19 protein-coding genes are annotated in these 20,999 nt (G+C 66.1%); 4 read left to right on the plus strand and 15 right to left on the minus strand.

Annotated features, from left to right (window positions below; all coding sequences use genetic code 11):
• Window positions 1-10 precede the first annotated feature (10 nt).
• The 5 genes from pntB to AC1Q5S_RS17215 form a co-directional block, all read right to left on the minus strand.
• Complete coding sequence (pntB, locus tag AC1Q5S_RS17195) at window positions 11-1,423, minus strand: Re/Si-specific NAD(P)(+) transhydrogenase subunit beta (RefSeq protein ID WP_422205799.1); 1,413 nt, start codon at window positions 1,421-1,423, stop codon at window positions 11-13.
• A 27-nt stretch (window positions 1,424-1,450) separates the two neighbouring features.
• Window positions 1,451-3,052, minus strand: a complete 1,602-nt coding sequence (locus AC1Q5S_RS17200; protein WP_303834008.1) for a Re/Si-specific NAD(P)(+) transhydrogenase subunit alpha — start codon at window positions 3,050-3,052, stop codon at window positions 1,451-1,453.
• A gap of 237 nt (window positions 3,053-3,289) precedes the next feature.
• Window positions 3,290-4,354, minus strand: a complete 1,065-nt coding sequence (gene fba / locus AC1Q5S_RS17205) for a class II fructose-bisphosphate aldolase (RefSeq protein ID WP_303834010.1) — start codon at window positions 4,352-4,354, stop codon at window positions 3,290-3,292.
• A 78-nt stretch (window positions 4,355-4,432) separates the two neighbouring features.
• Entirely contained in the window at window positions 4,433-5,830 is a 1,398-nt protein-coding gene (locus AC1Q5S_RS17210) for a histidine kinase dimerization/phospho-acceptor domain-containing protein (protein ID WP_303834012.1), read from the minus strand.
• A complete protein-coding gene (locus tag AC1Q5S_RS17215; RefSeq protein WP_303834014.1) occupies window positions 5,827-6,522 on the minus strand; it encodes a response regulator transcription factor in 696 nt (231 codons plus the stop codon). The genes AC1Q5S_RS17210 and AC1Q5S_RS17215 overlap by 4 nt, the downstream gene beginning before the upstream one ends.
• Before the next feature lie 75 nt (window positions 6,523-6,597).
• Between AC1Q5S_RS17215 and AC1Q5S_RS17220 the strand changes: the two genes are divergently transcribed.
• Entirely contained in the window at window positions 6,598-7,446 is an 849-nt protein-coding gene (locus AC1Q5S_RS17220; RefSeq protein ID WP_492239116.1) for a phosphatase PAP2 family protein, read from the plus strand.
• On the opposite strand, the gene pyk is transcribed toward AC1Q5S_RS17220, so the two are convergent.
• The 4 genes from pyk to speD form a co-directional block, all read right to left on the minus strand.
• On the minus strand, window positions 7,379-8,815 hold the full coding sequence (pyk, locus tag AC1Q5S_RS17225) for a pyruvate kinase (protein ID WP_303834018.1): 1,437 nt from the start codon (window positions 8,813-8,815) through the stop codon (window positions 7,379-7,381). The two genes, AC1Q5S_RS17220 and pyk, sit on opposite strands and share 68 nt — an antisense overlap.
• Before the next feature lie 116 nt (window positions 8,816-8,931).
• Window positions 8,932-10,323: an aminopeptidase P N-terminal domain-containing protein gene (locus AC1Q5S_RS17230; RefSeq protein ID WP_303834020.1), complete on the minus strand. Its 1,392-nt coding sequence runs from the start codon at window positions 10,321-10,323 to the stop codon at window positions 8,932-8,934.
• A 207-nt stretch (window positions 10,324-10,530) separates the two neighbouring features.
• Window positions 10,531-11,292 carry a nucleotidyltransferase family protein gene (locus AC1Q5S_RS17235; RefSeq protein WP_303834022.1) on the minus strand — a complete coding sequence of 254 codons (762 nt, stop codon included), beginning with the start codon at window positions 11,290-11,292 and terminating at the stop codon, window positions 10,531-10,533.
• Window positions 11,289-11,687: an adenosylmethionine decarboxylase gene (speD, locus tag AC1Q5S_RS17240; RefSeq protein WP_303834024.1), complete on the minus strand. Its 399-nt coding sequence runs from the start codon at window positions 11,685-11,687 to the stop codon at window positions 11,289-11,291. Before speD ends, AC1Q5S_RS17235 begins: the two co-directional genes overlap by 4 nt.
• A 124-nt stretch (window positions 11,688-11,811) precedes the next feature.
• On the opposite strand from speD, the gene tkt reads away from it, so the two are divergent.
• Together tkt and gap are read left to right on the plus strand one after the other, a co-directional pair.
• Window positions 11,812-13,881, plus strand: a complete 2,070-nt coding sequence (tkt, locus tag AC1Q5S_RS17245; RefSeq protein WP_303834026.1) for a transketolase — start codon at window positions 11,812-11,814, stop codon at window positions 13,879-13,881.
• Between the two features lie 91 nt (window positions 13,882-13,972).
• Complete coding sequence (gene gap / locus AC1Q5S_RS17250) at window positions 13,973-14,974, plus strand: type I glyceraldehyde-3-phosphate dehydrogenase (RefSeq protein WP_422205807.1); 1,002 nt, start codon at window positions 13,973-13,975, stop codon at window positions 14,972-14,974.
• A 90-nt stretch (window positions 14,975-15,064) separates the two neighbouring features.
• Here the strand turns inward: gap and AC1Q5S_RS17255 are convergent, their stop codons facing one another.
• Window positions 15,065-15,412 (minus strand): HPF/RaiA family ribosome-associated protein, encoded by a 348-nt coding sequence (locus AC1Q5S_RS17255; RefSeq protein ID WP_303834030.1) that lies wholly within the window; start codon window positions 15,410-15,412, stop codon window positions 15,065-15,067.
• A 282-nt stretch (window positions 15,413-15,694) separates the two neighbouring features.
• Here AC1Q5S_RS17255 and AC1Q5S_RS17260 point away from each other — a divergent pair, with 282 nt between their 5' ends.
• On the plus strand, window positions 15,695-16,561 hold the full coding sequence (locus AC1Q5S_RS17260) for a gamma-glutamyl-gamma-aminobutyrate hydrolase family protein (RefSeq protein WP_303834032.1): 867 nt from the start codon (window positions 15,695-15,697) through the stop codon (window positions 16,559-16,561).
• Between the two features lie 198 nt (window positions 16,562-16,759).
• Here the strand turns inward: AC1Q5S_RS17260 and AC1Q5S_RS17265 are convergent, their stop codons facing one another.
• The 5 genes from AC1Q5S_RS17265 to AC1Q5S_RS17285 form a co-directional block, all read right to left on the minus strand.
• A complete protein-coding gene (locus AC1Q5S_RS17265; protein ID WP_422205810.1) occupies window positions 16,760-17,230 on the minus strand; it encodes an FKBP-type peptidyl-prolyl cis-trans isomerase in 471 nt (156 codons plus the stop codon).
• A gap of 98 nt (window positions 17,231-17,328) precedes the next feature.
• Window positions 17,329-18,252, minus strand: coding sequence for a Bug family tripartite tricarboxylate transporter substrate binding protein (locus tag AC1Q5S_RS17270; protein WP_422205823.1), 924 nt, complete (start codon window positions 18,250-18,252; stop codon window positions 17,329-17,331).
• Window positions 18,253-18,356: 104 nt separating this feature from the next.
• Window positions 18,357-19,589 (minus strand): ABC transporter substrate-binding protein, encoded by a 1,233-nt coding sequence (locus AC1Q5S_RS17275; protein WP_422205812.1) that lies wholly within the window; start codon window positions 19,587-19,589, stop codon window positions 18,357-18,359.
• A complete protein-coding gene (locus tag AC1Q5S_RS17280) occupies window positions 19,586-20,620 on the minus strand; it encodes an amidohydrolase family protein (protein ID WP_422205814.1) in 1,035 nt (344 codons plus the stop codon). The genes AC1Q5S_RS17275 and AC1Q5S_RS17280 overlap by 4 nt, the downstream gene beginning before the upstream one ends.
• Window positions 20,621-20,637: 17 nt before the next feature.
• Window positions 20,638-20,991 (minus strand): AtuA-related protein, encoded by a 354-nt coding sequence (locus AC1Q5S_RS17285; RefSeq protein ID WP_422205816.1) that lies wholly within the window; start codon window positions 20,989-20,991, stop codon window positions 20,638-20,640.
• Window positions 20,992-20,999: the final 8 nt, after the last annotated feature.

Genomic DNA, 20,999 nt, shown 5'->3' on the forward strand with positions numbered 1-20,999 from the left:
ATTATGCCCGTCAGCCTTTGAGCGCGGCGAGTACCTCGTCGAGCATCTTTTTGGCGTCGCCGAACAGCATGCGGTTGTTGTCCTTGTAGAACAGCGGGTTGTCCACGCCCGCATAGCCTGAGGCCATCGAGCGTTTCATCACGATCGAGGTCTTGGCCTTCCACACTTCGAGCACCGGCATGCCCGCGATGGGGCTGGTGGGATCGTCCAGGGCACTGGGGTTCACGATGTCGTTGGCGCCGATGACCATGGCCACGTCGGTCTCGGGGAAGTCCTCGTTGATCTCGTCCATCTCCATCACGATGTCGTAGGGCACCTTGGCCTCGGCCAGCAGCACGTTCATGTGGCCGGGCATGCGCCCCGCCACGGGATGGATGCCAAAGCGCACGTTGACGCCCTTTGCACGCAGCGTCTGGGTGATCTCGTTCACCGTGTGCTGGGCCTGGGCCACGGCCATGCCGTAGCCGGGCACGATGATGACGCTCTTGGCCTCGCGCAGCAGCTCGGCGGTCTCGGCGGCGCTGACGGGCACCGCCTCCCCCTGGGGGGCTGACGCCTCGCCCTTCTTGGCGGGCGTGCCAGCACCCGAGCCAAAGCCGCCCGCGATCACGCTGATGAAGTTGCGGTTCATCGCGTTGCACATGATGTACGAAAGGATGGCGCCCGAAGAACCCACCAGCGCGCCGGTGACGATGAGCAGGTCGTTGGAGAGCATGAAGCCCGTGGCAGCCGCCGCCCAGCCCGAATAGCTGTTGAGCATGGACACCACCACCGGCATGTCGGCGCCACCAATGGCCATGACCATGTGGATGCCGAACAGCAGCGCGATCACCGTCATCACCATCAACGGCACCATGCCCTGCTCTATCGTCTCGGCGCGCAGGAACTCGCGGCCGAACCAGACCACCACCAGCAGGCCGGCCAGGTTGAGCCAGTGGCGCCCGGGCAGCAGCAGCGGCTTGCCGCCGATCCTGCCGTTGAGCTTGCCGAAGGCAATGAGCGAGCCGCTGAATGTGACCGCGCCAATCAGGATGCCGACGTAGATTTCCACCTCATGGATGGTTTTCTCGACGCCCTGCAGCGAGATCGAGGTGTCGACATAACTGGCAAAGCCCACCAGGCAGGCCGCCAGGCCCACCAGGCTGTGCATGAGCGCGACCAGCTCGGGCATCTGGGTCATCTTGACCACCTTGGCGGCATACAGGCCGATGCCGCCGCCGATCACCAGCGCGCCCACAATCCAGGCCATGCCCGAGGTGCTGACGCGCGGGCCAAACACCGTGGCCAGCACGGCCAGCGCCATGCCGACCATGCCCAGCAGGTTGCCGCGGCGCGAGGTTTCCGGGTTGGAGAGCCCACCCAGGCTCAGGATGAACAAAATGGCCGCCCCCAGGTAGGCAACGGTAGCGAGACTTTGGGACATGTTCGTCTTTCCTTGGCTTTGTCGTTGTTATTTGCGGAACATGGCGAGCATGCGGCGCGTCACGGCAAAGCCGCCGAACATGTTGACCGCCGTGAGCACCAGTGCGGCGAAGGCCAGCCAGAGAATCAACCCATCAGGGCGCCCGTTGATGCCGGCATCGGGCGGTGCAATCTGCACCAGCGCACCGATGGCGATGATGCTGGAGATGGCGTTGGTCACGCTCATCAGCGGCGTGTGCAGCGCGGGCGTGACGTTCCACACCACCATGTAGCCGATGAAGCAGGCCAGCACGAACACCGTGAAATGCCCCAGGAAAGCCACGGGCGCATAGGCGCCGATGGCCCAGAACAGCACGGCCAGCACGGCAAAGACGATGGTCAGCGTCTTGGCGGACATGGGTTCACCCGGGCCATGGCTGGATTTCTGCACGGCCACGGGGGCCGCCGCTGCCTTGGGTGCCGGCGCAGGCGCCTGCTTGAGCGGCGGGGCGGGCCAGGTGATCGCACCGTCCTTGACCACGGTGAGGCCCCGGATCGCGTCGTCCTCCATGTTGACCACGGCCACGCCGTCCTTGGCCTTGCACAGCTCTTCGGTCAGGCGCAGCAGGTTGGTGGCGTACAGCGTGGACGACTGCTTGGCCAGGCGCGAGGCCAGGTCGGTGTAGCCGACGATGGTCACTCCATGGCGCACCACGGCCTGGCCAGGCACGGTCAGCTCGCAGTTGCCGCCCTGCTCGGCGGCCATGTCCACGATCACGCTGCCGGGCTTCATGCTCTGCACCATCTCGGCCGTGATGAGCTTGGGCGCGGGCTTGCCCGGAATCAGCGCGGTGGTGATGATGATGTCCGCGTCCTTGGCCTGCTCTGCGTACATCTGCCGCTGCGCCGCCTGGAAGCCTTCGCTCATGACCTTGGCGTAGCCGCCGCCGCCCGAGCCCTCCTCTTCGTAATCCACCTTGACGAATTCACCGCCCAGCGACTTGACCTGGTCGGCCACCTCGGCGCGTGTGTCATTGGCGCGCACGATGGCGCCCAGATTGGCCGCCGTGCCGATGGCGGCGAGGCCCGCCACGCCAGCGCCCGCAATGAACACCTTGGCGGGCGGTACCTTGCCCGCCGCCGTGATCTGGCCATTGAAAAACCGGCCGAAGGCGTTGGCTGCCTCGATGACGGCGCGGTAGCCCGAGACACCGGCCGTGGAGGTCAGCGCGTCCATCTTCTGCGCGCGCGAGAGCGTGCGCGGCAGGCAGTCGATGGCCAGCACCGTGGCCTTGCGGGCCGCCAGCTGCTGCATCAGCTCGGGGTTCTGGGCAGGCCAGATGAAATCGATGAGTGTCGTGCCCTCGCGCATCCGCGCCACCTCGTCGCTGCTCGGCGGACGCACCTTGAAGACGATGTCCGAAGCGGCCCACAGGGCGGCAGCGTCGCCGAGGATCTCTGCCCCGGCGGCGCGGTAGGCGTCATCGCTGAAATTGGCGGCATCCCCGGCACCCGACTCCACGGCGACCCGGAAGCCCAGCTTGATCAGCTTTTCCACCACATCGGGCACGGTGGCCACGCGCTTTTCGCCGGGGAAGGTTTCCCTGGGTATGCCGATGCATTGCACCGGTGGAATGGGGTTTGCCTGCATGAATGGTCTCCTCCAAGTTGAGTGATCGCTACGCGAGCCCCGTTGTGGCTTGCCGCGCTATCGAACCGGGCCGCGATGCTCCGTACCCGCACCCGCGCGCGCTAACTGACCACGAGCTTACATGAAGAAAATGCCAGGTCCACCGCCTCCGGGACACTCTCGCCTGATCAAGCCCCCAAAACGCCAACCGGCAGCACAAGGGCTGCCGGTTGGCGCTGGAGGGGTGCGCAAAAAACGTCAGTTGACCACTTGGGCCAATTCGCCCGCAGCGTATTTTTGGGCCATCACGGTCAGCGATGCACCCTTGATCTTGCCTCCCTGGCCTTCGCAGCCGAACTCGATGTAACGCTGCTTGCAAATCGCCTTGGCAGCTTCGCGCGCGGGCTTGAGCCATTCGCGGGCATCGAACTTTTCGGGGTTCTCGGCCAGGAATTTGCGCACCGCGCCAGTCATGGCCAGGCGGATGTCGGTGTCGATGTTGATCTTGCGCACGCCGTGCTTGATGGCTTCCTGGATTTCGGCCACGGGCACGCCGTAGGTTTCCTTCATCTTGCCGCCGTACTGGTTGATGATGGCCAGCAGCTCCTGGGGAACCGAAGACGAGCCGTGCATCACCAGGTGGGTGTTGGGAATGCGGGCATGGATTTCCTTGACGCGGCTGATGGCCAGGATGTCACCTGTGGGCGGACGGCTGAACTTGTAGGCGCCATGGCTGGTGCCAATGGCAATGGCCAGGGCATCCAGCTGGGTGGCCTTGACAAACTGGGCAGCTTCTTCAGGGTCGGTCAGCATCTGGCTGTGGTCCAGCTTGCCTTCGGCGCCAATGCCGTCTTCTTCCCCGGCATCACCCGTCTCCAGGTTGCCCAGGCAGCCCAGCTCGCCCTCCACCGTGACGCCGTACTTGTGCGCCAGCTCCACCACTTTGCGCGTGACTTCGACGTTGTAGTCGAACGACGAAGGGGTCTTGCCGTCCTCCATCAGCGAGCCGTCCATCATCACCGAGCCAAAGCCCAGATCGATCGCGCCCTGGCACACCTTGGGCGAGGTGCCATGGTCCTGGTGCATGACCAGCGGAATGTGGGGGTACATCTCGGCCGCCGCCTGGATCAGGTGCTTGATGAAGGGCTCGCCCGCGTATTTGCGCGCGCCGGCGCTGGCCTGCAGGATGACGGGCGCACCCACCTCGTCGGCTGCGGCCATCACGGCCTGCACCTGCTCCAGGTTGTTGACGTTGAAGGCAGGAATGCCATAGCCGTTGGTGGCAGCATGGTCGAGCAGTTCGCGCATCGAGACGAGGGGCATGGTGGTGAAGTCCGTTCAGGGTTGAGGGAGGCGCTGACAGGCAGCCGGTGCGGTGGTAACCGCTTGGTAACCCGGATTTTACCCGGCCGCCACAGCGCTGGGTGGCGGGAAATCCAGACGGTAGCAGGTGGTGAATGGCGCCGACGCAGCCGCCACGCCAAAGGTACCGTCATGCATCTGTGCCACGCGCAGCACAATTTTATGCCCCAGGTGCAGGCTGTCCGCCGGGCGCGCCACGCTGGCGTTGCCCGCAACCGCCTGGACACGCCCGCCGTCGTCACACACCTGCAGCCACGCCGCACCGGTATCGGACTGCCCTATCTGTACGGAAATCCGGGTACCCGGCGGCGTGTGCCTGAGGGCGTTCTCGACCAGATTGCGCACCGCCAGGTCCAGCAGCACCCCATGGCCCTCCAGCGCCAGCGCATCGGGCGCCACCACGGCGATCTCGCCCCCCCGCTGCCATGTGGCCTGGGCATAGTCGGCACACACAGCGCGGGCTGTTGCAGCCAGGTCCACCGGCGCCTTGGCTTCGTGCAGCTCGGCACGGCTGGCCCGGGCCAGCGCCAGCAACTGGTTGAGCACATGGCCCGCGCGCAAGGCATCCTGCTGTATCCGCGCCACGGCCTGTGCCTGCGCGTTCGGGTCCAGCCCACCGCCCAGCGCACTGGCCTGCAGCGCGATCGAAGACAAGGGTGTGCGCAGCTCGTGCGCCACCTCGTTGGCCAGACGGCGCTCGCGCACCAGAGCGGCCTGCTGCCGCTCCAGCAAGGTATTGATGGAGGCCACCACCGATTCGAATTCGCTCCATGCATGGCGCGACGCCAGCCGCTGTGCGATGGCGGGGTCGAGTGCGGCCACGTCCGCAGACAGTGCATACAAGGGCCGCAATCCCCGGTGCAAGGCCAGTCCCAGGGCCAGGGCCACCACCGGCAGCAGCCACAACCCTGGCTCGACCATCTGATCGGCGATGTCCTGCGCCAGCTCGTTGCGCTCGCGCAACTCCAGCAGCACCATGACCTTGCGGGTTCTGGCCCCATCCCATTGCGAAAAGCTGCGCCAGGCCACGGCCTGCGGCCCCAGGCTCAGATCGGCGAACCCCTCGGAGCCACTGAAGGCAGGCAATGGCGCGCTGCCGCTGTGCGCCAGCACATGCCCTGCGGCATTCCATTGCACCACGCTGATGGACTGCTGGTAATCATGCGCTTTGAGCCAGGGCGTGGCGGCGCGCTGCGTAGTGGCGGCCTGGTCCACGGCCTCAAACGCGCGCAGATTGATGAGCAGTGCTGCCACACTGGCCAGATGGCCGTCGGTCAGCTCATCCGCCTCATGCACACCGGCGCGGTATCCCATGAACACGAAGCTGCCCCACACGAGCATCAGCGCGCCCAGAGACCACAGCAGCAGATGCCGGGTCAGCGAGTGGCGGACCGGGCCCCCGGCGGGATGGGCAGCGGAACCCGGCGTTGTCGTCACAAGGTCTCCTGCGGCATGAAATAACCCACGCCCCGCATGGTGTGGATGCATCCGCCGCCCAGCTTGCGGCGCAAATGGTGGATGTGCACTTCGACCGCGTTGCTTTCAATGGCCGATTGCCAGCTGTACAGGTGCTCCTCGATCTGCTGGCGTGACAGCACCCGGCCCCGGGCCTGCAGCAGCACGAGCAGCACGGAAAACTCGCGCGGCGACATCTCGACCGGTTGGCCGGCCTGCACCACCGTGCGCGCAGCCGGATCCACTTCGATATCGCGGTAGCGTATGGTCGGAGACGCCCGGCCCGCCGCCCGGCGCAGCAGCGCACGCAGGCGTGCATCGAGTTCATCGACATCAAAGGGTTTGACCAGATAGTCGTCGGCCCCCTGGTCCAGGCCGGCGATGCGCTGGCTGACCAGATCGCGGGCCGTCACGATGAGCACCGGGGTCGCAGGATCGGGCAGCGCTGGCGCGCCAGCGGCCAGCGGACTGGCGCGCAGCCGGTGCAACAGTTCACTGCCTTCACCGTCGGCCAGCCCCAGGTCCAGCAAGACGGCGTCAAAGCGCTCGGCACGCAGGGCGCCCCAGGCCGACGCAATACCATCGCACACATCCACGGCATAGCCGCGCTGCTGCAGGTTGGTGCGCAGTCCGTTGGCAATGCCCGCATCGTCTTCGACCACGAGGATTCGCATGGCCCGATTGTCACCGCGACTGCACCCGGAAAAAGGTTAAGACCCCGTTAAGCGCCCACGCCTATCGTGCCGAACATGCCGCAGTCAAGCCTTCCTTCCACCTCGCCACCCCACTCCCTGCGCAGCACCCTGGCCTGGACCCTGGGCGCATTGGCATGCCTGCTGGCCTGGGACGCCCTGGGGCAGGACCGGGCACTGGCCCATGTTTTTGGCTCGGGCACCGGTTTCCCGATGCGCGAGCAGTGGTTCTTCACGCAGGTATTGCACGAAGATGCCCGCCGCCTGGGCTGGCTTGTGGTGCTGCTGCTGACCCTGGGCGTATGGTGGCCGGCAGGCTTGCTGCGGCGCATCGACCTGGGAGAGCGGCTGCAACTGGCCGCCAGCGCGCTGGTGGCGCTGTTTGTAGTGAGCAGCCTCAAGAGCCTGAGCGCCACCAGCTGCCCCTGGGATCTGGCCGAGTTCGGTGGCGTGGCCCGCTACGCATCGCACTGGGCCCTGGGCATCGTGGATGGTGGAGGGGGGCGCTGTTTTCCCGCGGGCCATGCCTCGGCGGGGTTTGCCTTTGTGGGCGGCTACTTTGCGCTGCGGCGGCGCCAGCCGCGCGCCGCGCGCCGGTGGCTGGCGGCATCGCTGGCGGCTGGCCTGATTCTGGGCGGCGCCCAGCAGGTGCGTGGCGCCCACTTCATGAGCCACACCCTGTGGACGGGTTGGCTGTGCTGGACCACCGGCTGGCTGTGCGACCTCGCGGCTGCCGCGCTGCGTCGGCGCCTTGCGCTTGCCGACAGCCCGCAAAACCCGACGAGCCGCCGCAGCCTGCGGCCAGGTGAGCTGGCCGCCGTTCACGCCGTGAACGGCGTCAGCTGGCGCGGCAGATTTTCAGCATGTTGGTGCCGCCGGGGGCGCCCATGGGTTCGCCGCAGGTGATGGCATACACGTCACCGCTTTGCACAATGCCACGGCTCTTGAGGTGGCCTTCGGCCTGCGCGAGCGCCGTGTCGCGGTCGGCGCTGGTGTCCATGAGCAAGGGGCGCACATTGCGGTACATGGCCATCTTGCGCTGCGTGGCCACCTTGGGCGTCAGGGCGTAGATCGGGATATGGCTGCGGTGGCGGCTCATCCACAGGGCGGTGGAGCCGCTGTCGGTCATGGCCACGATGGCCTTGGCCTCCAGGTGGTGGGCCGTGAAAAGCGCCCCCATGGCGATGGACTGGTCGATGCGGCCAAAGGTGCGGCCGGTGAAGTCGGCATCCAGCCGATGGTCCTCGGCCGCCTCGGCGGCGGCGCAGATCTTGGCCATCTCTTCCACGGTTTCCAGAGGGTATTTGCCGGCCGCCGTCTCGGCGCTGAGCATCACCGCATCGGTGCCATCGAGCACGGCGTTGGCCACATCGCTCACTTCGGCCCGGGTGGGCACGGGGTTGGTGATCATGCTCTCCATCATTTGCGTGGCGGTGATGACCACCTTGTCGAGATCCCGCGCCATGCGGATCATCTTTTTCTGCAATGCCGGCACGGCCGCGTTGCCCACCTCCACCGCCAGGTCGCCGCGCGCCACCATGATGCCGTCGCTCACGCGCAGGATGGCCTCCAGGTGCGGAATGGCCTCGGCGCGCTCGATCTTGGCGATCAGCCCCGGCTTGTGGCGGTATTCCGCCGCCGCCACGTTGCACAGCTGGCGCGCCATCTCCATGTCGGTGGCATTCTTGGGAAAGCTCACGGCCACATAGTCGGCCTGGAAACCCATGGCCGTGCGGATGTCTTCCATGTCCTTGGCGGTGAGCGCCGGCGCCGTGAGGCCGCCGCCCTGCTTGTTGATGCCCTTGTTGTTGGACAGCTCGCCGCCAATCTTCACCGTGGTGTGCACGGCTTCTCCGCGCACCGCGTTCACCGTGAGAACGATGAGTCCGTCGTTGAGCAGCAGCACATCGCCCGGCTTCACGTCGCGGGGCAGCTCCTTGTAGTCGAGCCCCACGCCGGCCAGATCGCCCGGCTCGGTGCGCGAGGCATCCAGCACAAACGGTGCGCCCTGCTCCAGCTGCACCCGGCCTTCGGCAAATTTGCCGACCCGAATCTTGGGGCCCTGCAGGTCCGCCATGATCGCGACCTCGCGCCCGGCCCGCTGCGCGGCGGCGCGCACTGCCGTGGCGCGGTCGATGTGGTCCTGCGCCTTGCCGTGGCTGAAATTCAGGCGCACCACGTTGACGCCGGTGCGGATCATGCGCTCGAGCAATTGCGGGTCGCTGGAGGCGGGGCCCAGGGTGGCAACAATCTTGGTGGCGCGGCGGGTGGACATGGATGCGTCTCTTTCACTGAACGTGTAATTAAGTTTCCATTTTTACACGGAAGCGGTTACAGCCGCGGAACCATCGGTCGCCATGCCGCCTGGCCAAAGCACTGCAGGCGCCCGCTTCAGGCGCGCATCAGGGCCTCGATCTCGTCGGCCCGCACCGGCACGCCGCGCGTGATCAGCTCGCAGCCCGCCTCGGTGACGATGGCATCGTCCTCGATGCGGATGCCGATGTGGTGAAACGCCTCGGGCACCCCCGCGGCAGGCCGCACATAGATGCCCGGCTCGATGGTGAGCACCATGCCCGGGCGCAGCACGCGGCTGGGGCGATTGGTGATCAGCTCACCCGAGAGCGGGTCCTTGCGCTGGCCCACCTGGCCCACCTCACCCGGCTCCACGTAGCTGCCGCAGTCGTGCACGTCCATGCCCAGCCAGTGGCCGGTGCGGTGCATGTAGAACTGAAAATAGGCCCGCTGCTCGATCACGTCCTGCGCCGTGCCCACCTTGTTCTTGTCGAGCAGGCCCAGGTCCAGCATGCCCTGCGCCAGCACGGCCACGGTGGCGTCGTGCGGGTCGTTGAAGCGCGCGCCCGCCCGGGTGGCGGCCACGGCGGCTTCCTGGCTGGCAAGCACCAGGTCGTAGAGCGCGCGCTGTGGTCCGGTGAAACGGCCGTTGGCCGGAAAGGTGCGTGTGATGTCGCTGGCATAGCCGTCGAGTTCGCAGCCGGCGTCGATCAGCACCAGCTCGCCGTCACGCACGGGCGCGGTGTCGGCGCGGTAATGCAGCACGCAGGCATTGGCCCCCGCCGCGACGATGGAGCTGTAGGCGGGGTATTGCGAGCCCTGCTGGCGGAATTCGTGCAGCAACTCGGCATCGAGGTGGTATTCGCGCACCTCTTCGCCCGCACGCAGCATGCGGGCCGAGCGCTGCATGGCGCGGATGTGGGCACCGGCGCTGATCTGGCTGGCGCGGCGCATGATGGCCTGCTCGTGTTCATCCTTGACCAGGCGCATCTCGTCGAGCAGGGTGCACAGGTCGTTTTGCGCGGCGGGACACAGCGCGCCGTAGCGCACGCGGGCGCGCACGGCATTCAGCCAGCCCTCCACCCGGGCAGCCAGCCCGCCGTGGGTGGCAAATGGATACCAGACGCAGGCCCGGTTCTCCAGCAGGCGCGGCAGCTGCGTGTCCAGATCGCTGCTGGCATGGGCGGCCTCCACGCCCAGCGCGGCAGGCGCCGCTGCGGGGCCCAGCCGGTAACCGTCCCAGATCTCGCGCTCCAGATCCTTGGGCTGGCAAAACAGCGTGCTGCGGCCTTCCTGCGTGAGCACCAGGCAGGCGCCCGGCTCGGTGAAGCCCGTGAGGTAATAGAAATAGCTGTCGTGGCGAAACAGAAAGTCGCTGTCCCGGTTGCGCTGGCGCTCAGGCGCCGTGGGGATGATGGCGATGCCGCCTTCGCCGAGCATCGAGGCAAGGCGGGCCCGACGCTGGGCGTAGATGGATGTCGGTAGACTCATCCGCACATTTTGAGCCCTTCTGGCGAAGTGCTGTCTGCCAGACGGCGAATTTTCTTTCACTTTCCGGCTTATCGGCGCCGCACCCGATGGGCCGCAGGCCCGGTTTCTACCCAGCCAATGGCTGTTTCGCAACTGCGAGGCGGGCCCGGCCATTGCCCTCGAACCCGCGCACGGCCACCGCTCCCCGGCGGCCTCGCCCTAACCGTCTCAACGGTTCAGCTCTGCCAGCCGCTCGGGCGTGCCGACATCGGTCCAGCGGCCGGTGTGGAGCGAGGCCGACACCCGGCCGGCGTCCATCGCACGGCGCAGCAGCGGGGCCAGCGGGGCTGGGGTGCCACCGGGGTTGCCCGCCGGGATGTCGCACCAGGGTGCCGCAAAAAGTTCAGCGCGCAACAGGGCCATGGTGCTGTAGGTGTAGCGCGGCGAAAGGTCGTTGGCGGGCAGGTTCAGCGCCATGCCGCCGGCCGACAGGCCAAAGTCGCCACGCGGGTTGTGTGCCGGGTTGGGCACCAGCCACAGGTGGGCCAGGTGGTCGCTGGCGGCAAAGGCCTGCACGGCGGCGCGGTCGAATGCGAAGTCGGGCGCAAACACATCGCCCGCCGCCAGCCAGAAAACGGGGCCCAGCTGCGGCAGGGCGCGGGCGATGCCGCCGGCCGTTTCCAGCGCACCGCCAAAATCCACGCCCTCGTGGGAGTATGAAATGGACAGCTGCTCACGCTTATTTGACAAGCGCCACAAGCCATTCTGACTTGAAAAATAGGCCGGAATCTGCTCGCCCAGCCAGGCGGTGTTGATCACCACGCGCGACACGCCGGCGCTGGCCAGCGCCTGCAGATGCCATTGCAGCAGGGGCTGGCCCTGCACCTGCAGCAGCGGCTTCGGGGTGGCGTCGGTCAGGGGCCGCATGCGTTCGCCGCGGCCTGCCGCCAGCACCAGGGCTGGCACCTGCACAGCAGTGGACTGCGTCATCGCACCGCCCCGGTGGCGGGTCCCACGGCGCCGCGCTGCAGGGCATGGCGCTGCACCTCGGCAGGGTCGAAAAGGGCCAGCAGCGCATCCATCAGGGCCTGGGCCCTGGCCGAATGGTCGGCGCCAAAGTTGCAGACATACACATCCAGCGTGGCGGCGCTCTGCTCGGGCCAGGTGTGCACGCACAGGTGCGACTCGGCCAGCAACACCGTGGCGGTCACCCCGCCAGGGCCTTGCGCCGTGGCCGGGAAGGTATGGAACAGCTGGCCTACCGCCTGCAGCCCCGCCGCGCGCACGGCATCCGTGCAGGCCAAGGCCAGGGCGGCGGCATCCAGCAGGCGCTGGGGGGCGCAGCGGCAGCCACGCAGATCGGCGGTGAGATGCAGTCCTTGCATGGCGTGCACTGTAGTGCATTGCCACCGCTGCCCCAGGCCTGCCGCAGGCCAATTCAGGCGCACGAAAGCCGCCCCGGTAAAATACGGGGTTTCCCCTGAACCTCCCACCCCTGAACCCTCCCCCATGGCCAACACCCAGCAATCCCACCAGATGGCCAACGCAATCCGCGCGTTGGCCATGGACGCAGTTCAACAAGCCAACTCCGGCCACCCCGGCGCCCCCATGGGCATGGCCGACATGGCCGTGGCGCTGTGGGGCCGCCACCTCAAGCACAACCCGACCAATCCCCAGTGGTTTGACCGCGACCGCTTTGTGCTGAGCAATGGCCACGGCTCGATGCTGCTGTATGCGCTGCTGCACCTCACGGGCTACGACCTGCCGATGGGCGAATTGAAGAACTTCCGCCAGCTGCACAGCAAGACCGCAGGGCACCCCGAAGTGGGCCACACCCCCGGTGTCGAAACCACCACCGGCCCGCTGGGCCAGGGCATCACCAACGCCGTGGGTTTTGCGCTGGCAGAAAAACTGCTGGCCGCCGAGTTCAACCGCGAAGGCCATGCCGTGGTGGACCACCACACCTACGCTTTCCTGGGCGATGGCTGCCTGATGGAAGGCATCAGCCACGAGGCGGTGGGCCTGGCGGGGGCCTGGAAACTGAACAAGCTGATCGCGCTGTATGACGACAACGGCATCAGCATCGATGGCCAGGTCGCACCCTGGTTCATCGACAAGACCCCTCAGCGCTTTGCCGCCTGCGGCTGGAACGTGATCAACGCGGTCGATGGGCACGATACTGACGCCCTGGCCGCCGCCATCGCCACGGCAAAGACCAGCACCGACAAGCCCACGCTGATCGTCTGCAAGACCGCCATCGGCAAGGGCAGCCCGAACCGCGCCAACACCGCCAAGGCCCACGGCGAGCCCCTTGGTTCTGAAGAAATCAACCTCACCCGCGCCGTGCTGGGCTGGTCGCACGAGCCCTTCGTGATTCCCGAATCGGTCTATGCCGACTGGGATGCCAAGGCCGCCGGGGAAGCCGCTGAGGGCGAATGGACCCTGCGCTTTGCCGCCTACGAGGCCGCCTACCCGGAACTGGCGTTTGAGTTGACCCGTCGCATGCGCGGCGACCTGCCCAAGGAATTCGCCCAGGTGGCGGTGGACACCGTGGTCGGCGCCCACACCAAGGCCGAAACCGTGGCCAGCCGCAAGGCCAGCCAGCTGGCGCTGGAGGCCTTCACCGCCGCGCTGCCCGAGCTGCTGGGCGGCAGCGCCGACCTGACCGGCTCCAACCTGACCAACACCAAGAGCACGCCCGCGCTGCGCTTTGATGACGAAGGCAAGGTGGTCAAGACCGAGGCCGGTCAGATTGGCCGCCACATCAACTACGGCGTGCGCGAATTCGGCATGGCCGCCATCATGAACGGCGTGGCGCTGCATGGCGGTTTCATTCCCTACGGCGGTACCTTCCTGACCTTCAGCGACTACAGCCGCAACGCCATCCGCATGGCCGCGCTGATGAAGCAGCGCGTGATCCATGTCTTCACGCACGACTCCATCGGCCTGGGGGAAGACGGCCCCACGCACCAGTCGGTGGAGCACGCCGCCAGCCTGCGCCTGATCCCCAACCTCGACGTGTGGCGCCCCGCCGACACGGCCGAGACCGCCGTGGCCTGGAGCGTGGCCCTGTCCAACCGCAACAAGCCCACCGCCCTGCTGCTGAGCCGCCAAAACCTGCCCTATGCCCCCAAGCGCGACCTGGGCGACATCAGCCGCGGCGCCTATGTGCTCAGCGAGCCATCGGACGTGGGCCTCAAGAAAAAGCCCGTGGCGGTGATCATCGCCACCGGCTCTGAAGTGCAGCTGGCTCTGAAGGCCCAGCGCCTGCTGGCCGACAAGAAGGTGGCCGTGCGCGTGGTCTCCATGCCCAGCACCACCACCTTCGATCGCGAAGATACCAAGTACAAGAGCAGCGTGCTGCCCGCTGGCGTGCCCCGTGTGGCCGTGGAAATGGGCGTGACCGACGGCTGGTGGAAGTACGGCTGCGCCGCCGTGGTGGGCATCGACACCTACGGTGAGTCGGCCCCCGCACCCGTGCTGTTCAAGCACTTCGGTTTCACCGAAGAAAACGTGGCCGACACAGTGTTGGTCGCCATCGGCGCCGCCCGCCTGAAGCCCGCCAAAAAGGCCCGCTGACATTCCTCCTGCCCGCTGCGCACCGCTGCCAGCGGGCGCGGGGCGGCAGGTTCCTGATTTCGACTTTGCAACCTTGGAGAGACTACTAGCTATGACGATCAAGATTGGTATCAACGGCTTCGGCCGCATCGGCCGCAACGTGCTGCGCTCGGCCATCCAGAACTTCAGCGACATCGAAGTCGTGGGCATCAACGACCTGCTGGAGCCCGACTACCTGGCCTACATGCTGCAGTACGACTCCGTGCACGGCCGCTTCCAGGGCACCGTTTCGGTCGAGGGCAACACCCTGATCGTCAACGGCAAGAAGATCCGCCTGACGCAAGAGCGCGATCCGGCCAACCTGAAGTGGAACGAAGTCGGCGCCGACGTGGTGATCGAATCCACCGGCCTGTTCCTGGACAAGGCCTCGGCCCAGAAGCACATTGATGCGGGCGCCAAGAAGGTGCTGATGTCCGCCCCCTCCAAGGACGACACGCCCATGTTCGTGTTCGGCGTGAACCACACCACCTACGCCGGCCAGGCCATCATCTCCAACGCCTCGTGCACCACCAACTGCCTGGCCCCCGTGGCCATGGTGCTGAACAACAAGTGGGGCATCAAGCGCGGCCTGATGACCACCGTGCACGCTGCCACCGCCACGCAAAAGACCGTGGACAGTCCGAGCAACAAGGACTGGCGCGGCGGCCGCGGCATCCTGGAAAACATCATTCCTTCGAGCACCGGCGCTGCCAAGGCCGTGGGCGTGGTGATCCCGGCCCTCAACAAGAAGCTGACCGGCATGTCCTTCCGCGTGCCCACGTCCGACGTGTCGGTGGTCGACCTGACGGTGGAGCTGGAAAAGGCTGCCACCTACGACGAAATCAAGGCCGAGATGAAGGCCCAGTCCGAAGGCGCCCTGAAGGGCGTGCTGGGCTACACCGAAGACAAGGTGGTGGCCACCGACTTCCGTGGCGACACCCGCACCTCCATCTTTGATGCCGACGCCGGCATTGCGCTCGATGGCACCTTCGTGAAGATCGTCAGCTGGTACGACAACGAGTGGGGTTACTCGAACAAGTGCCTGGAAATGGTGCGCGTGGTGTCCGCCAAGTAAACGCTGCTGCCCCATGAGAAACGCGCCTTTCGGCGCGTTTTTTTATGCCCTGCCCAGACAGACCGGGCTCAGCGAGCCGTGCAACGGCGCTTATTCCTGCGCGTCGCGGATGGTGTCGCGCCCGTGGCGGTCCTTCGCCCGGCCCAGGTCGGCGTCCAGCGCGCGCGTGAGCTTGTCCACGGCGCTGATGAAGGCAGCGGCCATCTTGTCGGCTTCGGCGGTCACGGTCACCGGCTGGCGGCTGGCCACGCGGGCCTCGATGCGGCAGCGCTTGTCCTCCGCGCCCGACTTGCCGGCGTCCACGTCGGTCAGAAACACCTCCACGCGCGTGATGTGGTCCCGAAGCCGCGCGAGCCGGGTGCCAGCCTCGTCCTGGATCCATTGCGCCAGCGACTCTCCACCCTGGATGTGGTCGTCGGTGTGTACTTGTACTTGCATAGGGCACTCCTTGTGAAAATGAAGCGGCATGGCGACAGGCCATGACCAACCGCGTGCCTTCATCATGCACGCAAGCGCAGGCCGCGACTTGACATCCGTCAATGGCAGTTCGCCATCCGGGGAAACAGCGCCACGGCGCGCGCACCCGGCTCCAGTGCCGGAACAGGCATGCACGACACTTTCCTACAGACGCAGCCTGGGTGTGGTGCTACAAACATATTGGCAAAATTCTCTCGCACAGTCTTGCCGCGCACTGCGCCTGTTCCCCATCGGAGCCTCTTCATGCCCGCTTCCCGCCGCCTCAAGATTGGCCTGTCGGCCTGTTTTCAGCATGCCGACCCCACCCGCCCGTTGTTCACTGGCAAGACCCTGCAGTACGTCGAGCAATCGATTGCCCACTGGCTCATGTCGGCCGGTGCCATGGTGGTCATGGTGCCCTGCCCCACGGGCGAGACGGCACGCGGCGACGTCACACTGGACCACTATGCCGAATGGCTCGACGGCATCGTCATGCACGGTGGCGCCGATGTGTGGCCCGGCAGCTACGGCGAGGAACCCCTGCGCGAAGAATGGGTGGGCGACCGCGTGCGCGACCTGTACGACCTGGCCCTGGTGAAAGCGTTTGCTCAGGCCGGCAAACCCATTTTTGGTGTCTGCCGGGGCCTGCAATTGATCAACGTGGCGTTTGGCGGAGCGCTTTACCAGGATCTGCAGACCCAGCATCCGGGTGCGCTGCAACACCGCAATGCCACCACATACGACCAGCATTTCCACGGCATCCACATCGTGCCCGGCACACATCTGGCGCAGCTGTACCCGGGAAAGCCGCGCGCGCGCGTCAACAGCATCCACCACCAGGGCATCAAGCGGATGGCTCCGGATTTTGTGGTTGAGGCCCTCAGCGAACCCGACGGCGTGCCCGAAGCGATCCGCCTGCAAGCGGCACCCGGGCGCGGCTACATCGCCGCCACGCAGTGGCACCCCGAGTTTCACCAGATCGGCTCGGAAACCCTGGACGACACCGCGATCCTCAACGACTTTCTGGCCGCCTGCAGCGCCAGCAAGATGCGCCCGGCAGCGCCCGGCCCCGGTCCGCTGCACCTGCGCGCCGCACGCTTGCTGCGCCAGGCGCTGCGGCGGCGCCATTGACGATCTCCGGCGCGAGCCTCTAGTGTCCCGAGCTGGAAGTTCGTTGAAGAAATAAAGATGCCGAAATCGCTGCCAGGCAAGGCACAAACCACAGCGATAGCTATAGCTATCGCGAGGATTTGCAACGCAGCATGGCTGCGATTTTCGGCATCTTTATGAAACGAATCTCCAACTCGGGACACTAGCGGCCCGCCGGCATCAATGCTGGTGGCCGTGCGCCCCGTGCACGTGGCGGTGGGCGATCTCTTCGGCGCTTGCAGCGCGCACCTCGGTCACCTTGCAACTGAACTTCAGTGCCTGGCCCGCCAGCGGATGGTTGCCATCCAGGTGCACTTCGGGGCCCTTGATCTTGACCACGTTGAACACCTGCGGCTGGCCATCGGCGCCCGCGCCCTGCAACTGACCGCCCACCTTCACGCCCGGGGGAAACTCGGCCTTGGGGATGGTGCGCACCAGGCTTTCATCGCGGGCGCCAAAGGCGTCTTCCTGAGACAGTTGCAGCGTGGTGGCAAAGCCCACGGCCTGCCCTTCCAGTGCGGCCTCGACCTTGGGGAAGATGTTCTCGTAGCCGCCGTGCAGGTAGGCCAGGCTGCCGCCGTCCAGCGGCTTGCCTTCGGGCGTGGTTACCTTGTAGCTGATGGTGACGGCAGTGTCCTTGGTGATATGCATGAAAGAGGTTCCAAAGAGGGCGGCAAACGGCGAGAGGCCTTCGCGGACCCCTGCAACGCGCTGCGGCAGCGCGGCCAAAGCGCCATTGTCGCCGAGCCTCAGTCCAGCTTCACCCCCGTGGTCTTGACCACATTGCGCCACTTGTCGACGTCGGCGCTGATCTGCCTGGCGAACACGTCGGGCATGTTTGCCACAGGCTCGGCGCCCAGGTCTTGCAACTGCTTGGTGACTTCAGGCGTCTTGACAGCCTGGGCCACGGCCTGCTGCAGCAACGACAGGATGTCCTTGGGCGTTCCGGCCGGAGCCAGCAAGCCAAACCAGCCGGACACCTCATAGCCCGGCACTCCGCTTTCCGCCACCGTCGGAATGTCCTTGGTCCCTGGCCAGCGCTGCGCGGTGGTCACGGCAAGGGCACGGAGCTTGCCGCTGCGCACAAAGCCGATGGTGGACGGCAGGTTGTCGAAACCCACCCCGATCTGGCCGCCCATCAGGTCGGTGAGCATGGGCGTCGCACCCTTGTAGGGCACGTGGGTCATGTCCACCCCGGCCATCATCTTGAGGAGTTCGGCGCTCATGTGCGGCGATCCGCCAGGGCTGGTGGAGCCGAAATTGATCTTGCCCGGCTGCGCCTTGGCGAGGGACAGCAGCTCGCCCAGCGTCTTGGCCGGCACGCTCGGGTGCACCACGATGATGTTGGGCGTGCTGGCCACCACGGTGATGGGCGCGAAGTCCTTCACAGCGTCGTACGACAAATTCTTCTGCAGCGCCGAGTTGATGCCGTGTGAGCTGGCCGTTGCCATCACCAGCGTGTACCCATCCGGTGCGGCCTGCGCCACGGCTACCGAGCCGATGGCGCCGCTCGCGCCCGCCCGGTTCTCCACCACGAAGGGCTGCTTGAGGCGTTCGGACAGCTGCATGGCGGTGATGCGGGCAATGATGTCCGTGGTGCCTCCGGCAGGGTACGGAACGATGATGCGCACCGGCTTGGTGGGGTATGCCTGTGCGTGGGCGGCAGCGCCCATCGCCACGAGCAGTGCGGCCCCGAGCCAGCACCGAAGGATCTTGTGTGTATTGCTGTACATGCTTGTCTCCATATTCTGTGTCGATTTTTACGGCCGCGCGGCGGCTACTTCTTCACCAGGGTGCATTTGCTGGCCGACAGCGGCTGGAAGGCCTGGTCCGCTGGCACCTTCGCCTTGATGTGCAGGTAGTCCCAGGGGTACTTGGATTCCCCGGGCTTCTTGACCTGCGCCAGGTACATCGGGTGGACCATGGCGCCATCGGGGCGGATCCAGCCCTCGCCGGTAAAGACGCCGTCGTTCACCGGCAGCTCACGCATCTTGGCCATCACAGCCTGTGTGCCGTCCGTGCCCGCAGCCTCCACGGACTTGAGGTAGTGGATGACGGCCGAGTACTCGCCCGCCTGCGCCGACGTGGGCATGCGCTTGTGGCGCTCAAAGAACCGCTTGGACCAGGCACGGGTCTTTTCGTCCAGATCCCAGTAGAAGCCTTCGGTCAGCACCATCCCCTGGGCGGTCTTCAAACCGAGTGCGTGCACGTCGCTGATGTACATCAGCAGCGCTGCGATGGACTGCTTGCCCGACCGTCCCAGCCCGAACGCGTTGGCCTCCTTGATGGCGCTGATGGTGTCGGTGCCCGCATTCGCCAGACCGATCACCTTCGCCTGCGACGCCTGCGCCTGCACGATGTAGGACGAGAAATCGCTTGCATTCAGTGGATGGCGTGCCGATCCCAGCACCTTGCCGCCAGCGGCCTTGACGGTGTCGGCGGTGTCCTGCTCCAGCGACTGCCCGAAGGTGTAGTCGGCCGTGACGAAGTACCACGTGTCGGCACCGGCCTTGGTCAGCGCATTGGCCGTCACGCTGGCCAGCGTGTAGGTGTTGTAGGTCCAGTGGATGCTGATGTTGCTGCAGTCTTCGTTGGTCAGGCGGCTGGAGCCCCCGGCCGCGGCGGCAATCAGCACCGGCTTGTTCTTGTCCTTGCCCACGTTGACCACCGCGATCGACGTGGCGCTGGAGGCCACATCGGTGATGGCGTCGACCTTCTGGGTATCGAACCACTCGCGCGCCTTCGTGGAGGCGATGTCGGGTTTGTTCTGGTGGTCCGCGTACACCACCTCGACGGGCTTGCCAAGCACCTTGCCGCCAAAGTCCTCAACGGCCATGCGCGCAGCCAGCACGGAGCCGGCTCCGCCGATATCGGAGTAAGGGCCCGACATGTCCAGCAGCAGCCCGATGCGGACCACCCCATCGGAGATGCCCTGCTGCGCGCCGGCGGCGCCCGCCGTGAGCAGCAAAACTGCGCACGCGGCGCGGGAAAAGCGAAAACCTTTTTTCATGTCTGTCTCCTGTTTGTAGTGGGTACCGGTTGCAATCGATAGAAACGCGCAGCCGTGTCGTGAAAGAGCGCATCCTTCTCGCGCTGCGATGCACCGCGGGTAATGCGCTTGAATGCGTTCCACAGCACCGCGTAGCTGCACATGCCTTTGTCCACCGGAAAGTTGCTCTCGAACATGCAGCGGTCCACGCCGAAGAGTTCGATGCAGTTCTCAATGTACGGACGCCACTGCTGCGCAAGCTGTTCGGACGCTGGCGGCAGGGGCTGTTCGTGAAAGTCGAACCCCACCAGAGCCATCGCCAGTCCACCGAGCTTGATGCTCACGTTGGGCCGCCGCGCCAGCTCCGCCATGGCAGAGCGCCAAGCGGCAAAGACCTCTGCGCGCGCCGCCCGGTAGCTGCCCACTCCCAGCGGCGTGCCCAGGTGGTCGAGCACGATGGCCGTGTCGGGAAACGCCGAGGCCAGGCTCGCCAGCTCGTCGATCTGGGGGTGAAAAAGCCATGCGTCGAACGACAGCCCCAGCGGCTGCAGTCGTGCAAAACCCTGGCGGAATGCCGCGTCGGCCAGCAGGTGGAGTGCCAGGGGCGGCAGATGCGTGCGCACGGCCGTATCGGTGGCGCTCAGGCGGCGCACGCCCCGAAACCGGCCTTGTCCGGCCTCGATGTGGGCCATCAGCACTTCGTCCACCGCGGCACCCAACTGCAGATCCGCGAACCCCACGATGCCTGCGCACACTTGCGTGCGGCAGCCGGACGCGAGGGCCTCGTTCGCCATGCGCACCGCGAATTCGGTTTCTCCCACAGGCCGCAACGCATCGGGGCCTGCGCCGCGATAGCCGTGGTGGCATTGCACGTGCACCGTGGCCTCCACCCGGTGGCCGGCACCCAGGTCCTCCATCAGTTCGCGGGCAAAGTAGCCGCCGGACCGCTCCCACAGATGGTGGTGCGGATCGATGATGGGCTGGTCCGGTTCCAGAATGTCTTCCTGCCGCAAGGCAAGCCATTCAGGCGCCACGTGCGGATGCGTCACCATCACGCCCGTCCCCTGGCTCACAGCAGTGACTGGCCGCGCAGCAGCGGTCGCAGCGTATCGGGCACGTCCATCACAAAACCCAGCACGGCCGCAGACAGCGCCTTGCCGTAGTTGTCGACCGACAGGCTACGCGATACGCCGCCGCCCAGGGCGCCATGCGCCACGAAGTTCAGCGCCTCGATATTGTCCACCTCGTAGCGCAGTACCTCGCCGGTGATGGCCTCGCCGTAGAACGCCTTGAAGCGCTCGGCAGTGAGCTGTTCCTTGAGCAAGGGATAGAAAGCCGGCTCGTAGGCGAAAACGGCGATGTTGGAGGTGTTGCCCTTGTCGCCCGAACGCGCATGGGCCAGATGTTGCAGCATTACTTGCATGGAAATTC

This window comes from Acidovorax sp. GW835-FHT14B10, from assembly GCF_058793725.1.

Excerpts from the sequence above, each read along its gene's own strand:
- pntB (WP_422205799.1), bottom strand. The coding sequence starts at position 1,423 with ATGTCCCAAAGTCTCGCTACCGTTGCCTACCTGGGGGCGGCCATTTTG.
- AC1Q5S_RS17200 (WP_303834008.1), bottom strand. The coding sequence starts at position 3,052 with ATGCAGGCAAACCCCATTCCACCGGTGCAATGCATCGGCATACCCAGG.
- fba (WP_303834010.1), bottom strand. The coding sequence starts at position 4,354 with ATGCCCCTCGTCTCGATGCGCGAACTGCTCGACCATGCTGCCACCAAC.
- AC1Q5S_RS17215 (WP_303834014.1), bottom strand. The coding sequence starts at position 6,522 with ATGCGAATCCTCGTGGTCGAAGACGATGCGGGCATTGCCAACGGACTG.
- AC1Q5S_RS17220 (WP_492239116.1), top strand. The coding sequence starts at position 6,598 with ATGCCGCAGTCAAGCCTTCCTTCCACCTCGCCACCCCACTCCCTGCGC.
- pyk (WP_303834018.1), bottom strand. The coding sequence starts at position 8,815 with ATGTCCACCCGCCGCGCCACCAAGATTGTTGCCACCCTGGGCCCCGCC.
- AC1Q5S_RS17230 (WP_303834020.1), bottom strand. The coding sequence starts at position 10,323 with ATGAGTCTACCGACATCCATCTACGCCCAGCGTCGGGCCCGCCTTGCC.
- AC1Q5S_RS17235 (WP_303834022.1), bottom strand. The coding sequence starts at position 11,292 with ATGACGCAGTCCACTGCTGTGCAGGTGCCAGCCCTGGTGCTGGCGGCA.
- speD (WP_303834024.1), bottom strand. The coding sequence starts at position 11,687 with ATGCAAGGACTGCATCTCACCGCCGATCTGCGTGGCTGCCGCTGCGCC.
- tkt (WP_303834026.1), top strand. The coding sequence starts at position 11,812 with ATGGCCAACACCCAGCAATCCCACCAGATGGCCAACGCAATCCGCGCG.
- gap (WP_422205807.1), top strand. The coding sequence starts at position 13,973 with ATGACGATCAAGATTGGTATCAACGGCTTCGGCCGCATCGGCCGCAAC.
- AC1Q5S_RS17255 (WP_303834030.1), bottom strand. The coding sequence starts at position 15,412 with ATGCAAGTACAAGTACACACCGACGACCACATCCAGGGTGGAGAGTCG.
- AC1Q5S_RS17260 (WP_303834032.1), top strand. The coding sequence starts at position 15,695 with ATGCCCGCTTCCCGCCGCCTCAAGATTGGCCTGTCGGCCTGTTTTCAG.
- AC1Q5S_RS17265 (WP_422205810.1), bottom strand. The coding sequence starts at position 17,230 with ATGCATATCACCAAGGACACTGCCGTCACCATCAGCTACAAGGTAACC.
- AC1Q5S_RS17270 (WP_422205823.1), bottom strand. The coding sequence starts at position 18,252 with ATGGGCGCTGCCGCCCACGCACAGGCATACCCCACCAAGCCGGTGCGC.
- AC1Q5S_RS17275 (WP_422205812.1), bottom strand. The coding sequence starts at position 19,589 with ATGAAAAAAGGTTTTCGCTTTTCCCGCGCCGCGTGCGCAGTTTTGCTG.
- AC1Q5S_RS17280 (WP_422205814.1), bottom strand. The coding sequence starts at position 20,620 with ATGGTGACGCATCCGCACGTGGCGCCTGAATGGCTTGCCTTGCGGCAG.
- AC1Q5S_RS17285 (WP_422205816.1), bottom strand. The coding sequence starts at position 20,991 with ATGCAAGTAATGCTGCAACATCTGGCCCATGCGCGTTCGGGCGACAAG.